Annotated in this window: 15 protein-coding genes; 10 read left to right on the top strand and 5 right to left on the bottom strand. The window is 62.5% G+C overall.

Translation table 11 applies throughout. The features are described from left to right. The 6 genes from CQ14_RS09525 (at position 1) to cbbX (ending at position 7,027) form a co-directional block, all read left to right on the top strand. Complete coding sequence (locus CQ14_RS09525; protein WP_057857681.1) at positions 1–876, top strand: phosphoribulokinase; 876 nt, start codon at positions 1–3, stop codon at positions 874–876. After that, the gene (gene tkt, locus CQ14_RS09520) at positions 873–2,912 is read left to right on the top strand and encodes a transketolase (RefSeq protein WP_057857639.1); all 2,040 of its coding nucleotides are present in this window, start codon (positions 873–875) and stop codon (positions 2,910–2,912) included. Before CQ14_RS09525 ends, tkt begins: the two co-directional genes overlap by 4 nt. 37 nt (positions 2,913–2,949) lie before the next feature. Beyond that, positions 2,950–4,035, top strand: a complete 1,086-nt coding sequence (fba, locus tag CQ14_RS09515; protein ID WP_057857638.1) for a class II fructose-bisphosphate aldolase — start codon at positions 2,950–2,952, stop codon at positions 4,033–4,035. A 55-nt stretch (positions 4,036–4,090) separates the two neighbouring features. Further along, entirely contained in the window at positions 4,091–5,551 is a 1,461-nt protein-coding gene (locus CQ14_RS09510; RefSeq protein ID WP_057857680.1) for a form I ribulose bisphosphate carboxylase large subunit, read from the top strand. Positions 5,552–5,563: 12 nt separating this feature from the next. Further along, positions 5,564–5,983, top strand: a complete 420-nt coding sequence (locus CQ14_RS09505) for a ribulose bisphosphate carboxylase small subunit (protein WP_057857637.1) — start codon at positions 5,564–5,566, stop codon at positions 5,981–5,983. 135 nt (positions 5,984–6,118) lie between these two features. Beyond that, positions 6,119–7,027 (top strand): CbbX protein, encoded by a 909-nt coding sequence (gene cbbX, locus CQ14_RS09500; protein WP_245320272.1) that lies wholly within the window; start codon positions 6,119–6,121, stop codon positions 7,025–7,027. 45 nt (positions 7,028–7,072) lie between these two features. Here cbbX and CQ14_RS09495 read toward each other — a convergent pair whose 3' ends face one another. Continuing rightward, positions 7,073–7,546, bottom strand: coding sequence for an Lrp/AsnC family transcriptional regulator (locus CQ14_RS09495; RefSeq protein WP_057857635.1), 474 nt, complete (start codon positions 7,544–7,546; stop codon positions 7,073–7,075). Between the two features lie 143 nt (positions 7,547–7,689). On the opposite strand from CQ14_RS09495, the gene ald reads away from it, so the two are divergent. Continuing rightward, the gene (gene ald, locus CQ14_RS09490; RefSeq protein ID WP_057857679.1) at positions 7,690–8,805 is read left to right on the top strand and encodes an alanine dehydrogenase; all 1,116 of its coding nucleotides are present in this window, start codon (positions 7,690–7,692) and stop codon (positions 8,803–8,805) included. A gap of 42 nt (positions 8,806–8,847) precedes the next feature. On the opposite strand, the gene CQ14_RS09485 is transcribed toward ald, so the two are convergent. Next, the gene (locus CQ14_RS09485; RefSeq protein WP_057857634.1) at positions 8,848–9,759 is read right to left on the bottom strand and encodes a LysR substrate-binding domain-containing protein; all 912 of its coding nucleotides are present in this window, start codon (positions 9,757–9,759) and stop codon (positions 8,848–8,850) included. 211 nt (positions 9,760–9,970) lie between these two features. Here CQ14_RS09485 and dctA point away from each other — a divergent pair, with 211 nt between their 5' ends. From dctA to CQ14_RS09470, 3 genes are all read left to right on the top strand, one after another. Continuing rightward, positions 9,971–11,305: a C4-dicarboxylate transporter DctA gene (dctA, locus tag CQ14_RS09480; RefSeq protein WP_057857678.1), complete on the top strand. Its 1,335-nt coding sequence runs from the start codon at positions 9,971–9,973 to the stop codon at positions 11,303–11,305. 88 nt (positions 11,306–11,393) lie between these two features. Next, the gene (locus CQ14_RS09475) at positions 11,394–11,927 is read left to right on the top strand and encodes an ureidoglycolate lyase (RefSeq protein WP_057857633.1); all 534 of its coding nucleotides are present in this window, start codon (positions 11,394–11,396) and stop codon (positions 11,925–11,927) included. 39 nt (positions 11,928–11,966) lie between these two features. Further along, a complete protein-coding gene (locus CQ14_RS09470; RefSeq protein WP_057857632.1) occupies positions 11,967–12,830 on the top strand; it encodes a bifunctional allantoicase/(S)-ureidoglycine aminohydrolase in 864 nt (287 codons plus the stop codon). Between the two features lie 74 nt (positions 12,831–12,904). On the opposite strand, the gene CQ14_RS09465 is transcribed toward CQ14_RS09470, so the two are convergent. Genes CQ14_RS09465 through CQ14_RS09455 form a run of 3 tightly spaced genes read right to left on the bottom strand, consistent with a single transcriptional unit; the run spans position 12,905 to position 15,998 of the window. Then, on the bottom strand, positions 12,905–13,168 hold the full coding sequence (locus CQ14_RS09465) for a hypothetical protein (protein ID WP_057857631.1): 264 nt from the start codon (positions 13,166–13,168) through the stop codon (positions 12,905–12,907). A gap of 56 nt (positions 13,169–13,224) precedes the next feature. Beyond that, the gene (locus tag CQ14_RS09460; RefSeq protein ID WP_057857630.1) at positions 13,225–15,543 is read right to left on the bottom strand and encodes a xanthine dehydrogenase family protein molybdopterin-binding subunit; all 2,319 of its coding nucleotides are present in this window, start codon (positions 15,541–15,543) and stop codon (positions 13,225–13,227) included. 2 nt (positions 15,544–15,545) lie between these two features. After that, entirely contained in the window at positions 15,546–15,998 is a 453-nt protein-coding gene (locus CQ14_RS09455; protein ID WP_057857629.1) for a (2Fe-2S)-binding protein, read from the bottom strand. Between the last annotated feature and the right edge of the window lie 466 nt (positions 15,999–16,464).

Raw genomic sequence — 16,464 nt, 5'->3', positions numbered from 1 at the left:
ATGTCGCGCAGCTACCCCATCATATCGATCACGGGCTCATCCGGCGCCGGGACGACGTCGGTGAAGAAGACGTTTGAAAACATCTTCCGCCGCGAGAACGTCGCCGCCGCCTATGTCGAGGGCGACGCCTTCCATCGCTACAACCGCTTCGAGATGCGTACGAAGATGGCCGAGGAAGCCGAGCGCGGCAACAAGCATTTCAGCCATTTCAGCCCGGAGACCAACCTGTTCGAGGAACTGGAAAAGCTGTTCCGCGACTACGGCGAGTCCGGCACCGGCACAACCCGGCACTATGTTCACGATGACGAGGAAGCAAGGCTGTACGGCGCCAAGCCTGGCACGTTCACCGAATGGGCACCGTTGCCGGAAAATTCCGATCTGTTGTTCTACGAAGGCCTGCATGGCGCTGTCGTGACCGACAAGGTCAACATCGCGCAGCATGCTGATCTCAAGATCGGCGTCGTTCCCGTCATAAATCTGGAATGGATCCAGAAGCTGCATCGCGACCGCCGCGACCGCGGCTACACCGCGGAAGCCGTCACCGACACCATCCTGCGGCGGATGCCTGACTACGTGAACTACATCTGTCCGCAGTTCACCGAGACCGACATCAATTTCCAGCGGGTGCCCACCGTCGATACGTCGAATCCCTTTATCGCGCGCTGGATACCGACGCCGGACGAATCGATGGTGGTGATCCGCCTGAAGAATCCGCGCGGCATCGATTTTCCCTATCTGCTGTCGATGATCCCGAACAGCTTCATGTCGCGCGCCAACTCGATCGTGATCCATGGCTCGAAGCTCGATCTCGCCATGCAGCTCATCCTTACCCCGCTGATCCTGCAACTGATGGAACGTAAGAGGCGCATGATATGACCGATCTAGCTCTGTCCCGCGTTGCCAACGATACGGCTGTGTCGCATGCGGAAATGGCAAACGCGATCCGCTTCCTGGCCATCGACGCCGTCGAGAGGGCGAAGTCCGGTCATCCCGGCATGCCGATGGGCATGGCCGATGTCGCCACCGTGCTGTTCTCGCGTTTCCTCAAATTCGATGCCACCGATCCGGCATGGCCGGATCGCGACCGGTTCGTGCTGTCGGCCGGTCACGGCTCGATGCTGCTGTATGCGCTGTTGCATCTTACCGGCTACGAGGGTGTGACAGCGGACGAACTGCGGGCGTTCCGGCAATGGGGATCGAAAACCCCTGGCCATCCCGAGTACGGACATACGCCGGGCGTCGAAACGACCACGGGCCCGCTGGGGCAGGGCATCGCGACGGCGGTCGGCATGGCGCTGGCGGAGCGCCTGATGAACGCGCGCTTCGGCGATGATCTCGTCGATCACTATACTTACGTGATCGCCGGCGACGGCTGTCTGATGGAGGGCCTCAGCCACGAGGCGATTTCGCTGGCGGGACACCTCAGGCTCAGCCGCTTGATCGTGCTCTACGACGACAACGAGATTTCGATCGACGGCTCCACGTCGTTGTCATGCTCGGATGACCAGCTTGCGCGCTTCAAGGCGTCCGGCTGGTCGGCGGTCCGGATCGATGGCCATGACCCCGAGGCGATTGCGGCAGCGATCCGCCGCGCGCGGCAGAGCGACCGGCCGTCCCTGATTGCCTGCCGCACGGTGATCGGTTTCGGCGCGCCGAACCGGCAGGGCACCGAAAAGGCGCATGGCGCGCCGCTCGGAGCCGATGAAGTCAAGAAAACGCGCGGCGCGTTGAACTGGCCGCACGCGCCATTCGAGGTTCCGGAAGCCGTCCTCGATGCCTGGCGCGAAATCGGTGCGCAGGGACATACCGAACGGCGCGCCTGGGTCGAGCGGAGCCGTCGCGTCAATTCGGCGGGACGCTCGCCGTTTCACGATGCGCTGAATCGGAATTTGCCCTGCGGATATGCCGACGTCATGGCGCAGCTACGGGCGCGGTTCGGCAGCGAACGGCCAAAACTCGCCACCCGGCAGGCGTCGCAAACGGTGATCGACGTGATCGCCGAAGCGTTGCCGAATCTCCTCGGTGGTTCGGCTGATCTCACCCATTCGAACCTGACACGCGCCAAGACGCAGCGGCCGGTGCGGGCCGATGCGCTCGAGGGCAGCTATGTCCATTACGGTATCCGCGAGCATGCGATGGCGGCTGCGATGAACGGCATCGCGCTGCATGGCGGCTTTATTCCCTATGGCGGCACGTTTCTCAGCTTCGCCGATTACAGCCGCCCGGCGATCAGGCTGGCGGCGCTGATGGGCATCCGCGTCATCCATGTCATGACGCATGACTCGATCGGCCTGGGTGAGGACGGTCCGACGCATCAGCCCGTCGAGCATCTGGTGTCACTGCGGGCCATTCCGAACTTGCTGGTATTTCGTCCCGGCGACGCCGTCGAGACCGCGGAGGCGTGGGACTGCGCGTTGCGGCAGCTCAGCGCCCCGTCTGTGCTCTGCCTGTCGCGACAGGCGGTCCCGACGTTCCGTGAAGTGGCTGACGAAACCAATCTGGTCGCGTACGGCGCCTACGTCGTCGTAGAACCGGAGGCCGGCCGCGACGTCACCTTGATCGCAACGGGCTCCGAAGTATCGATCGCGCTCGAGGCGGCACGATTGCTCGAGAAAGACAACGTCCGCGCCGCAGTGGTCTCGGCGCCGTGCTTCGAGCTGTTTCGCCAGCAGTCCCGCGAATACCGGACCGCCGTTCTGGGGCGCGTTCCCAGGGTCGGCCTCGAGGCCGCGGTCGAAGGCGACTGGGCGCGCTGGCTTGGCGATGGCGGCGAATTCGTCGGCATGACCGGCTTTGGAGCATCCGCGCCGGCCGAGACGCTCTACCGCGAGTTTGGCATCACGCCGGAGGCCGTTGCGACCGCCGCCATGCGCTGCCTGGCGCGAACCCGAATGACGGCGACTTACGCATGACGCCGAACGTAACGCCCAATACCGACAGGAGCCGCCGATGGCCAGAATCACATTGAGGCAATTGCTGGATCATGCCGCTGAGCATGGCTACGGCGTGCCGGCGTTCAACATCAACAATATGGAGCAGGGGCTCGCGATCATGGAAGCGGCGGCGGCTGCCGATGCGCCCGTGATCATCCAGGCCTCGCGGGGCGCGCGCTCCTATGCCAATGACATCATGCTGTCGAAGATGATCGACGCGCTGGAGGAGATGCATCCGCAGATTCCAATCTGCCTGCATCAGGACCATGGCAACGAGGAGTCGACCTGTGCCACCGCGCTCCAGCACGGCTTCACCTCCGTGATGATGGACGGCTCGCTGAAAGCCGACGCCAAGACTGCGGCGGATTACGACTACAATGTCGACATCACCCGCCGCGTCGTCGAGCTCGCGCACTGGATCGGCGCCTCGGTGGAGGGCGAGCTTGGCGTGCTCGGCTCGCTCGAACATGGCGGCGGCGAACAAGAGGACGGCCACGGCGTCGAAGGCGAGGTCAGCCACGATCAACTGCTGACCGATCCGGATCAGGCGGTCGATTTCGTTCGCGCCACCAAGGTCGATGCGCTGGCGATCGCGATGGGCACCTCGCACGGCGCCTACAAATTCTCGCGCAAGCCGGACGGTGACATCCTTGCCATGCGGGTGGTGGAGGAGATTCATCGCCGGCTCCCCAACACGCATCTGGTGATGCACGGCTCGTCCTCGGTGCCGCAGCCGCTGCAGGACGCCTTCAATGCCTTCGGCGGAGAGATGCCGCAGACCTGGGGCGTGCCGGTCGAGGAGATCGTCCGCGGCATCAGGCACGGCGTGCGCAAGGTCAATATCGATACCGACTGCCGGCTGGCGATGACGGCTGCGTTTCGCAAGGTCGCAATGCAAAGCAAAAGCGAATTCGATCCGCGAAAATTCCTTAAACCCGCGATGGATGCGCTGCGCGACCTTTGCCGTGATCGGTTCGAGCAATTCGGCACGGCGGGCCACGCCTCGCAAATCAAGGTCATCCCACTGGCCGAGATGGCCAGGCGCTATCGCTCCGGCGCGCTCGATCCACGCATGGGAGGGATGGCCGATGCCGCAGAATGACCTGACGACGCGTTCGATCCCGACCAGTCGCCGCACACCAGCCAAGGAGGCCGAAATGAACATGCACTCGATGACAGTCCGCGGCAAGGATCGCTATAAATCCGGCGTCCTCGAATACAAGAAGATGGGCTATTGGGAGCCCGACTACGAGCCCAAGGATACCGACATCATCGCGCTGTTCCGCGTCACGCCGCAGGACGGGGTCGATCCGATCGAGGCGTCGGCGGCGGTTGCCGGCGAATCCTCGACCGCGACCTGGACCGTGGTGTGGACCGACCGCCTGACCGCGGCGGAAAAATATCGCGCCAAGTGCTACCGCGTCGATCCCGTGCCGAATGCGCCGGGGCAGTATTTTGCCTACATCGCCTACGATCTCGACCTGTTTGAGCCCGGATCGATTGCAAACCTCTCGGCCTCGATCATCGGCAACGTGTTCGGTTTCAAGCCGCTGAAGGCGCTGCGGCTGGAGGACATGCGGCTGCCGGTGGCCTACGTCAAGACGTTCCAGGGGCCGGCGACCGGCATCGTGGTCGAGCGCGAACGCATGGACAAGTTCGGCCGTCCGCTGCTGGGCGCCACGGTGAAGCCGAAGCTCGGCCTCTCGGGACGTAACTATGGACGCGTGGTCTACGAGGCGCTGAAGGGCGGGCTCGACTTCACCAAGGACGACGAGAACATCAACTCACAGCCGTTCATGCACTGGCGCGAGCGGTTTCTCTACTGCATGGAAGCCGTCAACAAAGCGCAGGCTGCGTCCGGCGAGATCAAGGGCACCTATCTCAATGTCACCGCCGGCACCATGGAGGACATGTATGAGCGCGCCGAATTCGCCAAGGAGCTCGGGTCGGTCATCATCATGATCGACCTGGTGATCGGCTACACCGCGATCCAGTCGATGGCCAAGTGGGCGCGCCGCAACGACATGATCCTGCATCTGCACCGGGCAGGGCATTCCACCTATACGCGGCAGCGTAGCCACGGCGTCTCGTTCCGTGTCATCGCGAAATGGATGCGCCTCGCAGGTGTCGATCACATTCATGCCGGCACGGTGGTGGGTAAGCTGGAAGGCGATCCAGCAACTACCCGCGGCTACTACGACATCTGCCGCGAGGACTATAACCCGACGCGGCTCGAACACGGTGTGTTCTTCGACCAGCATTGGGCGAGCCTCAACAAGATGATGCCGGTGGCGTCGGGCGGCATTCATGCCGGCCAGATGCACCAGCTGCTCGATCATCTCGGCGAGGACGTGGTGTTGCAGTTCGGCGGCGGCACCATCGGTCATCCGATGGGCATCCAGGCCGGCGCTACCGCCAACCGGGTGGCGCTGGAAGCGATGATCCTCGCCCGCAACGAGGGTCGTGACTACGTGCACGAGGGGCCTGAGATTCTCGCCAAGGCGGCAGCGACCTGCACGCCGTTGAAGGCGGCGCTCGAGGTCTGGAAGGACGTCACTTTCAACTACGAATCGACAGATATGCCGGACTACGTGCCGACCGCCAGCGTCGCGATGTAAGGAGAAAAGATCATGCGTATCACTCAAGGTTGCTTTTCGTTTCTGCCTGATCTCACCGATGAGCAGATCACGCGGCAGGTGCAGTATTGCCTCGGCAAGGGGTGGGCGGTGAACATCGAATTCACCGACGACCCGCATCCGCGCAACAATTTCTGGGAGATGTGGGGCCTGCCGATGTTCGACCTGCCGGATGCCGCGGGCGTGCTGATGGAACTCAACGAGTGCCGCAAGGTCTATGGCGACCGCTACATCCGGATGTCGGCCTACGATTCCAGCCATGGCTGGGAGTCGCTGCGGCTGTCGTTCATCGTCAATCGGCCGAAGGATGAGCCCGGCTTCCGCCTCGAACGCCACGAGGCGGCCGGTCGCAACATCCGCTACACGACGACATCCTATGCCGCCGACCGCCCGGAGGGCCGGCGCTACGGTTGAAACAGCTCCTCGGGTCGGCGAACGTGTTCTCCCTGATCGTTGCTACGTTCGCCGAACTAACTGCTCCGTCGCTGTGCAAGCGGCGACGGAGTTTTTTGTCTCTCGGGAATGCGCGCTGAGGTTCGGCAGATGGATATGGATGTGCCAACAACCACGGACAGGGTAAGCCTTCGGGAAGAGCTTGAGGCCGTCGGCATCGAGGAAATCCTGACGCAGCTCGATCGTGAGCTGATCGGCCTGAAGCCGGTCAAGACGCGAATCCGCGAGATCGCGTCACTGCTGCTGATCGAGCGCATCCGCAAGCGGATGGGACTGACCTCGGGAGCACCGACGCTGCACATGTCGTTTACGGGCAATCCCGGCACCGGAAAGACCACGGTGGCGCTGCGGATAGCCGATATCCTGCACCGGCTCGGCTACGTCCGCCGCGGTCAGGTGGTGTCGGTGACGCGTGACGAACTGGTCGGGCAATATATCGGCCACACCGCGCCGAAGACCAAGGAGATCCTGAAGAAAGCGATGGGCGGCGTGCTGTTCATCGACGAGGCCTATTACCTGTACCGGCCGGACAACGAGCGCGACTACGGCCAGGAGGCGATCGAGATCCTGCTGCAGGTGATGGAATCGCAGCGCGACGATCTGGTGGTGATCCTCGCCGGCTACGGCGACCGCATGGACAAGTTCTTCGCGAGCAATCCCGGCTTCCGATCGCGCATCGCGCATCACATCGACTTTCCCGATTATTCCGACGATGAGCTTATCGACATCGCGGAACTGATGTTGCGGGAAATGAACTACAAGTTCACGCCGGAGGCGCGGGCGGAATTCGTTCGCTACATTGCATTGCGCAAGAACCAGCCGCTGTTCTCCAACGCGCGTTCGATCCGCAACGCCCTGGATCGCCTGCGGCTGCGCCAGGCCAATCGTCTCATCGCCGATCTCGACCATGTCCTGACTGTGGACGACATAAAATCGATTGAGGCCTCGGACGTGCGGGCGAGCCGCGTGTTCGGGAAGGGAGGAAAATCCGCCGAAGCGGATTAGCGTGTGCCTTCTCTGGCGCCAGGTCGACGACTGCGATCAACGAAGCTAACGCTGTAATGCCGTTTCAGGGATCGCCCTGCGAACCACTTCGCGCATCGCAAAGCTCGAATGGATGCGCGCGACGCCGGGCATCCGCGAAAGATGCTGCTTGTGAATGCGCTCGAAGTCGGCGATGTCGCGCGCGATCACCTGCAGATGATAGTCATCGCTGCCCGACATCAGGTGGCAGGACACCACGTCGGGGCAGCGGGCAATCGCCGCTTCGAACGCGGCGAGATATTCCTCGCTTTGTTTCTCCAGCGTGATGGTGACGACAACCGTCGTGACGAGGCCGAGCGCAGTCGGTTCGAGGTCGGCTCGATAGCCGCGAATGATGCCGGTTTCCTCGAGCTGACGAATGCGACGCGCACAGGCGGTGGGTGACAGCCCGACCTTTTCGGCGAGCTCGATCTGGCTGGCCCGTGCGTCGGAGAGCAACTCAGCCAGAATCCGAAGATCAATGCGATCCAGCTCGCTCACGCCGCTATTCTCTAATTTTTGTCAGCAAAGAGCAGAATATCTGCGAAAAATGCTGCCGGCAAGCCGCTATTCGCAGAGAAGCGTTGTCCGTTCAGAGATAGTTTTTGATGTCGGATAGCAGCTTCCAATGCAGGAGCAAGGCGATGCGGATCGGTGTGCCCAGGGAAATCAAGGTCGAGGAATATCGCGTCGGTCTGACGCCGGCGTCGGTCCGGGAATATGTGGCGCAGGGACACGACGTGATCGTCGAGCAGGGCGCCGGGCTCGGCATTGGCGCCGGTGACGATATTTACCGTTCGGCCGGTGCAGCGATCGTGGACACGGCAGCCGAGGTCTTCGCGACCGCGGACATGGTGGTCAAGGTCAAGGAACCGCAGCCGACGGAATGGCGCCAGCTTCGCGAGAACCAGATCCTCTTCACCTATCTGCACCTTGCGCCTGATACCGCGCAGACCAAGGGGCTTCTCGCGTCCGGCTGCACCGCGATCGCCTACGAGACGGTAACGGACGCAAATGGCGGGCTCCCGCTGCTGGCGCCGATGAGCGAGGTGGCGGGACGGCTGGCGATCGAGGCGGCAGGCGCCGCCTTGCGAAAATCGGCGGACGGCATGGGCAAGCTGATCGGCGGCGTGCCCGGCGTCGCGCCGAGCCGGATCGCCGTGATCGGCGGCGGCGTGGTCGGCACGCATGCCGCCAGGATGGCGGCAGGCCTGGGCGCCGACATCGTCATCCTCGACCGCTCGCTGCCGCGGCTTCGCGTCCTTGACGAGATGTTCCTCGGTCGCGTTCGCACGCGCTATGCGACGCAGGATGCGATCGAGGAGGAGGCCATCGGCGCCGACGTCGTCATCGGCGCGGTGCTGGTGCCGGGCGCCAGCGCGCCGAAACTCGTCTCTCGCGCGCATCTCGCCCGCATGAAGCGACGCGCCGTGCTGGTCGATGTCGCGATCGACCAAGGGGGCTGCTTCGAGACGTCGCGGCCGACGACCCATCAGGCGCCGACCTATCTGGTCGACGAGATCGTGCATTATTGCGTCGCCAACATGCCCGGCGCCGTGCCTGTCACGTCGAGCCATGCGCTCAACAATGCCACGCTGCCGTTCGGCCTTGCGCTGGCCGGGAAGGGCATCCGCGCGCTGATCGAGGATCCGCATCTGCGCGCCGGGCTCAACGTGCATCGCGGGCAGATCACCAACCGTGCGGTCGGCGACAGCCAGAATTTGCCCGCGGCGGCGCCCGAGAAAATTCTGGCGGCGTGAAGCCCCGCCGGCTGACAGGCGAGATCCCCGCCGGGACGACCATCAGCTGCTGGACGGGTGGCCGGAATTTGGTTTCTGGCTGAGAAAACGCCGGGCCAGCTTGATGAAATTGTGTACGACCATCGACGTCTCGTCTTTCCTGAACACGAGAAAGACATCGGCGGAGGGCGGTGAAGGCCTGATTGGCCGAAATACGATTTCGTCAGTCGTGAAGCGGGCAATTGATTGTGGGACCAGCGCTACTCCGAAGCCGGCGGCGATCAAACTGGGGACCGACTGTGCATCGATGACTTGCTGGGAAACCCGCGGCAGGAAGCCGGCGTCGACACAACATTTCTGGATGTAGCGCGCAAACTGTGAACTTTCGGGCTGCAGGACAATCTGATCCTCCAACGCAAGGTCGCCGAGGGCGATGCGCTTGCGTCGCGCCAGTGGATGCGTCTTCTGCATCGCAACCACAACCTCTTCCGACCACGCAAGCTCGCTGCGGAGCAGATGCTCGGTGGGGATGCTGCGGTTCAGGCTGATGTTTGTCGTGTGATTGAGGAGGGCCGCGATCTGCAGGGCCGGCGCTTGCTCATGCACCGTCATCCTTACCGAAGGCGCATCCTTTCGATACGCGGCGAGCAGGTCGGCCAGGCGTCCGCGCAGGATGGAGCCGGTTGCTCCGATGTCGAGAGTCCCGACCAGGCCGGCGCCGATTGAATGGATCTCGTCCTCGGCCAGTTTGATCTGCTGTTGAATGGCGCGTGCACGCGCCAGGAGGGCTTCTCCGGCTTGCGTCAACTCGACCTTGCGACTGGTCCTGTAGAGAAGCTGTGTTCCCAACGCCGCTTCTAGCGACTGGATATGTTGGCTGAGAGGAGGCTGCGAAAGATTCAATCGTCGCGCCGCAGCAGTGAAGCTGCGCTCCTCGGCCACCGCAATGAAGTACCGGAGCTGGCGGAGATCCATAGGATTTCCCTCTTGATCGTGTCGTTCTATATATTGGACACTTGGTTCGGCATGGTCAACGAATGGCTTGGTGCGCAGCCGGGACGGGGTCCGGCGGGCAATCATCGGTTTCGAAGCGACGTCAGCGTCGCGTTTAAGAGCAAAAGTGGCACCCGGCCGCGGGCCGACGAAGCCACATCAAATGAAAACACCGACCAAGCGAGGGAACGTCGTGCCAAGGCTATTCAAGTCACTCTTCTTCCAGGTCATCGTGGCGCTGGCGCTGGGTATTGCGCTTGGCATGGTTCACCCGGATGCCGCTCTTCAAATGAAACCGCTGGGCGACGGCTTCATCAAGCTCATCAAGATGCTGGTTCCGGTGATCGTGTTTTGCGTTGTCGTGCACGGGATCGCCGCCGCAGGGGACCTGTCGAAGGTTGGGCGAGTCGGGGTGCGCGCGCTGATATACTTTGAGGTCATCACGACGATTGCGTTGGTGCTCGGCATTGCGCTCGCCTATTACTTCCAGCCCGGTACCGGAATGAATATCGATCCGAAGACGCTGGATGCAAAAGCGTTGAGCGGCTTCAGTCAGACGGCGGCCCAGGTCGCCGGCGGCGGTGTCTCGGAATTCCTCATGAAGCTCATTCCCTCGACGGTGGTCGGGGCCTTCACGACCGGCGACATCCTGCAGGTGCTGATCGTCTCGATCATGTTCGGCTGTGCTGCCTCCCTGTGTGGCGAGCGGGCCAAGCCGGTGACGGATTTCATCGGACGTGTGAGTGACATCGTCTTCAAGATGATGAATTTCGTCGTCAGGTTGGCGCCGCTCGGTGTGTTCGGGGCGATCGCATTTACGGTGGGCAAGTACGGCATCGGCTCGCTCAAGCAACTCGGCGGGCTCGTCGCTCTGTTCTATGTGGCCGTGGTCGTCTTTGTCGTCGTCGTGCTGGGCGCGGTCATGCGCGTTTCCGGCTTCAGCCTGTTCAAGCTGCTCCGCTATTTGCGCGAGGAACTGACGATCGTTCTCGGCACGGCAGCCGGAGACAGCGTGCTTCCGCAGACGATGCGCAAGCTCGAACTTCTTGGCATCAAGCCGTCGACCGTCGGACTGGTAATCCCGACGGGATATTCGTTCAATCTGGATGCCTTCTCGATCTATTTGACGCTGGCCGCCGTGTTCATTGCCCAGGCGACCAATACGCCGCTGGCCACGGGTGATCTTCTGGCAATTCTCGGCGTTGCTCTCCTGACCTCGAAGGGCGCTCACGGCGTCCCCGGCTCCGCCATCGTCGTGCTTGCGGCCACCCTCGCGGCCATCCCGGCCATTCCGGCCATCGGATTGGTGCTGATCCTGTCGGTGGACTGGTTCATTGGCATCGCACGCGCGCTGGGCAACTATATCGGGAATTGCGTCGCCACGGTCGCGGTGGCCTCCTGGGAAGGCGACATCGATCGGGAGAAGGCGCATCGGGTCCTGAATGGGCAGGTCGATCCCGTGAGCGCGGAAGCAGGGATCGATCCGGCGGATCTGGACACAACGGGAGCGCAGCCTCAGGCGATCTGATATCAGGCATAAGGCGTCCGGTATCGGCCAGACCAACCGGGCCGATCTGGACGCCTCGCCATGCTCGAAGTTGATCGGAGTTTGAACGATGCTGACGCTTTCGGTTGCACCTTTGTCAAAGGCGGGGTTCGCGCCTTTCGGCGAGGTCGTCGAGACCGAAGATGTGAAGCCGAAACTGATCAACGAAGGATTTGCCAGTCGCTATGACGATCTGGCGAAGATTGACGTCGCCTCGGCAGGCGGAGAGGTCAATATCAGCCTGTTCATCGGCACGGTGAGACCGGCGCCGATTGTCATCAAGATGATGGAGCGTCATCCGCTCGGCAGCCAGCTTTTCGTCCCGTTGAACGAAGCGCCCTGGCTGGTGGTCGTTTGCGCAGATCCGGGCATCCCGTCGAGCTACCGGGCGTTTGCTGCGTCGGGACGACAGGGCGTCAACTACGCGAGAAACTGCTGGCATCATCCGCTGCTTGTCATTGCGGACGCCAGTCCGTTCGTTGTCGTCGATCGAAAGGGCGCGGGAAGCAACCTCGAGGAAAAGTGGCTTGAAGAACCAGACTGGCTGCGGGTCGCGTTCGATAGTGCTGCAATGCACCCGGGCATTACGGCGAAGCAGGGCTAGTCGTTCGATGAACAAGAACCGTCTTTGAGAGGCCAGGAAATGTCATCTCGAACCTATCACGTCCCAACCGGCGGGCATCCAGCCCAGACGGAGCTTCTGACCGGCCGCGCGGTTTTTACGGATGCCTATGCGGTGATACCCAAGGGCGTCATACGCGACATTGTTACAAGCTATCTTCCACACTGGAACGATGCGCGCGTTTGGGTGCTGGCCCGACCGCTATCCGGATTCGCCGAAACGTTCTCCCATTACCTTGTCGACGTGGCGCCGGGCGGCGGAAGCGAATCGCCGGAGCCCGATACGGAAGCGCAGGGGGCGCTGTTCGTGGTTGGCGGTAAGTTGGCCTTGCGGCTCAACGGGGCGGAACACGTGTTGCGGCCCGGTGGCTTTGCGTATCTTCCGCCCGGTTGCCGCTGGAGCGTACAGAATCGCAGCTCCGAAGCGGTGCAGTTTCACTGGATCCGGAAGCTGTATCAGCGCGTGTCCGGGATCGCGACGCCGGAACCCATTGTGACAAACGAAGATTCCATCACGCCAACACCAATGCCTCATACGGATGGAAGATGGGCCACGACGCGCTTCGTCGATCCATCAGACATCCGGCACGACATGCACATCACCATCGTCACTTTCGAGCCGGGCGCGTCGATTCCGTTTGCGGAGACCCACGTCATGGAGCACGGTCTTTATGTTCTTGAGGGCAAGGCCGTCTACCGGCTCAATCAAGACTGGGTCGAGGTCGAGGCCGGGGACTATATGTGGCTCCGCGCCTTTTGCCCCCAGGCGTGTTACGCCGGTGGGCCCGGGCGGTTCCGTTACCTGCTCTACAAGGACGTGAACCGGCACATGGATTTGCGAGCCCTGAGGCCGGCGGCCGCTTCTGCAATCGGGCTTGTCGGATGACCTGACGCTTCAGTGCCAGCGATGACAGACGTTGCGAGGGGACGACCACGTCTAACGGCCCAGCCGGAACTGCACTACTTGCCCTTGGTCTCGACCTTCTGCTTTTCGTCCTCGTTCATTTTCTTCACGACGGGATCGCGGCTGGCTTCGCCGGTGGTTTGCGTTGTCGTGGCCGGCGGGCTTTCGTTTGGCAGGGAGGTTTGTCCCGGCGGGTTCGTCGCCGGCCGCGTGGCGGTCGCGCCCGGCGGCGACGTCGTTTGAGCGGTCGCCGCCTGAGCAGTTAGTAGAAGCACGCCCGACAGCAAGGATACCGCGAGCGCAGTTGAGTTGGGTTTCATCGGCCTGAACTCCTCTCAGACCAATGAAAACGGCCCGTTCGGCCTAACGTTCCTCCTTACGCCTCCAATTGCTTGCCGATCGGCAGTGCGCGGATGCGCTTGCCGGTCGCGGCGAAGATCGCGTTGATCAGCGCCGGTGCAAACGGCGGCACACCCGGCTCGCCGACACCGCTGGGCGGCGTGTCCGGGCCGGGGGGCACGATGTAGACGTTCGTTACGGCCGGGGCCTCGTCCATCCGGATCACCGGGAAATCGTCGAAATTGCCCTGCTGCACCTTGCCGTCCTTGAAGGTGATCGCGCCATGCTTGGCGAGGCTCAGGCCCATGATCGCGGTACCCTCGATCTGCGACTGGATCCGCTCCGGATTGACGAAAGTGCCGCAATCGATCGCCGTATCGACCCGGGGCACGGTGAGCTTGCCCTTGTCGTCAACGGCCACCTCGACGATCGTCGCGATATAGCTGACGAAGCTGCGATGCGCGGCAATGCCGAGCCCGTGCCCCTTGGGGACGGAACGCCCCCAGCCGCCCTTTTCTGCGACCAGCTCGACGACCTTGCGAAGACGCGCGGTGTCGATCGGATAGCTGTCATAGGGCTCGCCGTAGTTCCAGAGGTCTTTCACGGAATCGAGCTTGACGATCCGCGGAGAGCCGATCAGCTCCAGCAGCATGTCCTTTGGATCGCGTTTGGTGGCGTGCGCGAGTTCGGCGACCATGGACTGCACCGCGAAGGCGCGCGGGATGTTCGACACGGAGCGGAACCAGCCGATACGGGTATGCGCGGCCGCTTCCGGATTCTCACATTGCACGTTGGCGATCTCGAAGGGCATGTCGACCAGCCCCATGCCGAGTTCGAACGGCGCCTGGTGCACCGTGTTGGCGGCAAATGTCGAGGCGATGCTCGGCGCGACGCTTCGATGGCGCCAGGCCGTCACCTTGCCGCTCTTGTCGAGACCTGCCTCGATGCGTTCCACCGAGACGGTGTGCAGGAAGCCGTTGCGAACGTCGTCCTCCCGTGTCCATTGCACCTTGACGGGGGCGCCGAGCTCCTTTGAAAGCAGGGCGGCTTCGATGGCGTAATCGCACTTCGACTTGCGGCCGAAGCCGCCGCCGAGCAGCGTGACGTTGACGGTGACATTCTCCTGGGGAATGTCGAGCGTCTTGGCGACGTCCTCGCGCGTTCCGCCGGCGCTTTGCACCGGTCCCCAGATCTCCGCCTTGTCACCCTTGACGTCGGCGACCGCAACCGGCGGCTCCATGGCGACATGGGCGAGATGCGGCAGGTAGTACTCACCGACGATCACCTTGTCGGCGCCCTTCAGGGCGGCTTCAACGTCGCCTTCCTTCCGCACCACCAGTCCCGGCTTTCGTGCGGCTGCCTCGAGTTCGGCCCGGTAGGCGACCGACTCATACTTGCCGTTGGCGCCATCGTCCCAGACGATCTTCAGGGCGTCGCGCCCCTTGATCGCCGCGCCGGTGTTGCGGGCGATCACGGCGACGCCGCCGAGTGGCTGGAATTTCGATGGCCACGGCCAGCCCTTGACTTCCATGACCTTCTCGACGCCGGACACCTTCATCGCCGCTGCCCCGTCAAACGACGCGACCTTGCCCCCGGTTACTGGCGGCCGGGCAATGACGGCGTATTTCATGCCAGGCAGGCGGACGTCGGCGCCGTAGCGCGCGGTGCCTACCGTGATGTCGCGGAGATCGACCATGCTGATCTGGCCTTTGCCCAGATAGCGGAAATCCTTTGGGTCTTTCAGCCTCAACCCTTCGACACTCGGTACCGACTCCTTGGCGGCGTCGGCCGCCAGATCGCCGAAGCCAATGCGCCGTCCGCTCGCACTGTGGACGACCTCGTGATTGACCGCCTTCACTTCGGTCGCCGGAACGCCCCAGCGTTTCGCCGCTGCGGTTTCGAGCATCGTGCGGGCTGAAGCGCCGATCTGGCGCATCGGCATCAGGTAGTGCCGCGTGCTGCGCGATCCGTCGGTGTCCTGATTGCCGAATTTCACCTCGTCGCCATGCGCCTGCTGAACGCGAACGCGCGACCAGTCGGCTTCCATCTCTTCGGCGACGATCATCGGCAGGCTGGTGCGGACGCCGGTTCCCATCTCGGCGCGATGCGCAACGATCGTGACAATGCCGTCCGGTGCGATCGCGACGAACACGCGCGGATCCACCACGGTGCCGTGCGGCATCTCGCCCGCGCCGGTCTTATACGCGGCAAGGGCGGGGCGTGACATCACGGGAGCAGCCAGAACGAAGCCTCCGGCGAGCCCGAGCCCCTTCAAAATGCTGCGGCGTGAAACGTTGTCGACTTTGACGTATCGCTCAAAGCCACGGAGCTTCCTGGGATTGGTGATGATGTTCATGATCAGACCCCCGTCGATGCGAGGTGGACCGCATTTTCAATGCGCTGATAGCAGCCGCAGCGGCAGATGTTGCCCGCCATGGCCTCGCGTATCTGGTCGTGCGTGGGCTTCGGATTTTCTGTCAGCAGCGCGGCGGCCTGCATGATCTGGCCGACCTGGCAGAAGCCGCATTGCGGAACATTGAGCTGGCGCCAGGCCTTCTGAACTGCGTGATCGCCGGTCGGATGAAGACCTTCGATCGTCGTGACCTCCCGACCAACCACGTCGGAGACCGACGTGATGCAGGAACGTACCGCCTGCTTGTCGACGATCACGGTGCAGGCGCCGCAAAGCGCTTGGCCGCAGCCGTATTTCGTGCCTGTCAGTCCGGCTTCATCGCGGAGGAACCAGAGCAGCGGAAGATCGGGGTCGCCATCCCAGTTCTTTTGCTGGCCGTTAATCTTCAAGGTAATCATGATCGATCCTCGCTCTTCATAAGCTGCTGATGGTAGCTCCGACGTGAGCGGCAACACTCCTGCTGACCACTCGACGCCGTCGCTTCGAAATTCCTTGCTGTCTGGCTGGGATTTCTGTGAGCCATCCTCCTGATCGTTATTATTGGTTTGGTTCAGTCGGCCGCGCTTTTGGATTACTACTATAAGGCGTTCTCCATTTTGCTTCCGCATGTTTGGCGAAAGCGGGGCATCGCCCAAGAATTGCATTTGGTAAGCGACACTGACGCAGTGAGATCGGGCACGAGCAATTGGCGTCAAACTTAAACGTTTCCGTCAGGACAAAATGGAAGATCGTCTCTTCAACATTGTGCGGTCAGCATGGACTTGCATGCGCACATTGAACGCTGGCGTGAGGCCTCTCGCACGCTCGTGATGCACTGCACATCACCGAAGGCTGAGCTGTTCTGCAAAATACGCATGAGGCGCC

Source organism: Bradyrhizobium lablabi, from assembly GCF_001440475.1.
GTDB classification, from domain to species: domain Bacteria; phylum Pseudomonadota; class Alphaproteobacteria; order Rhizobiales; family Xanthobacteraceae; genus Bradyrhizobium; species Bradyrhizobium lablabi.
This window is presented reverse-complemented; position numbering and strand designations above follow the sequence as displayed.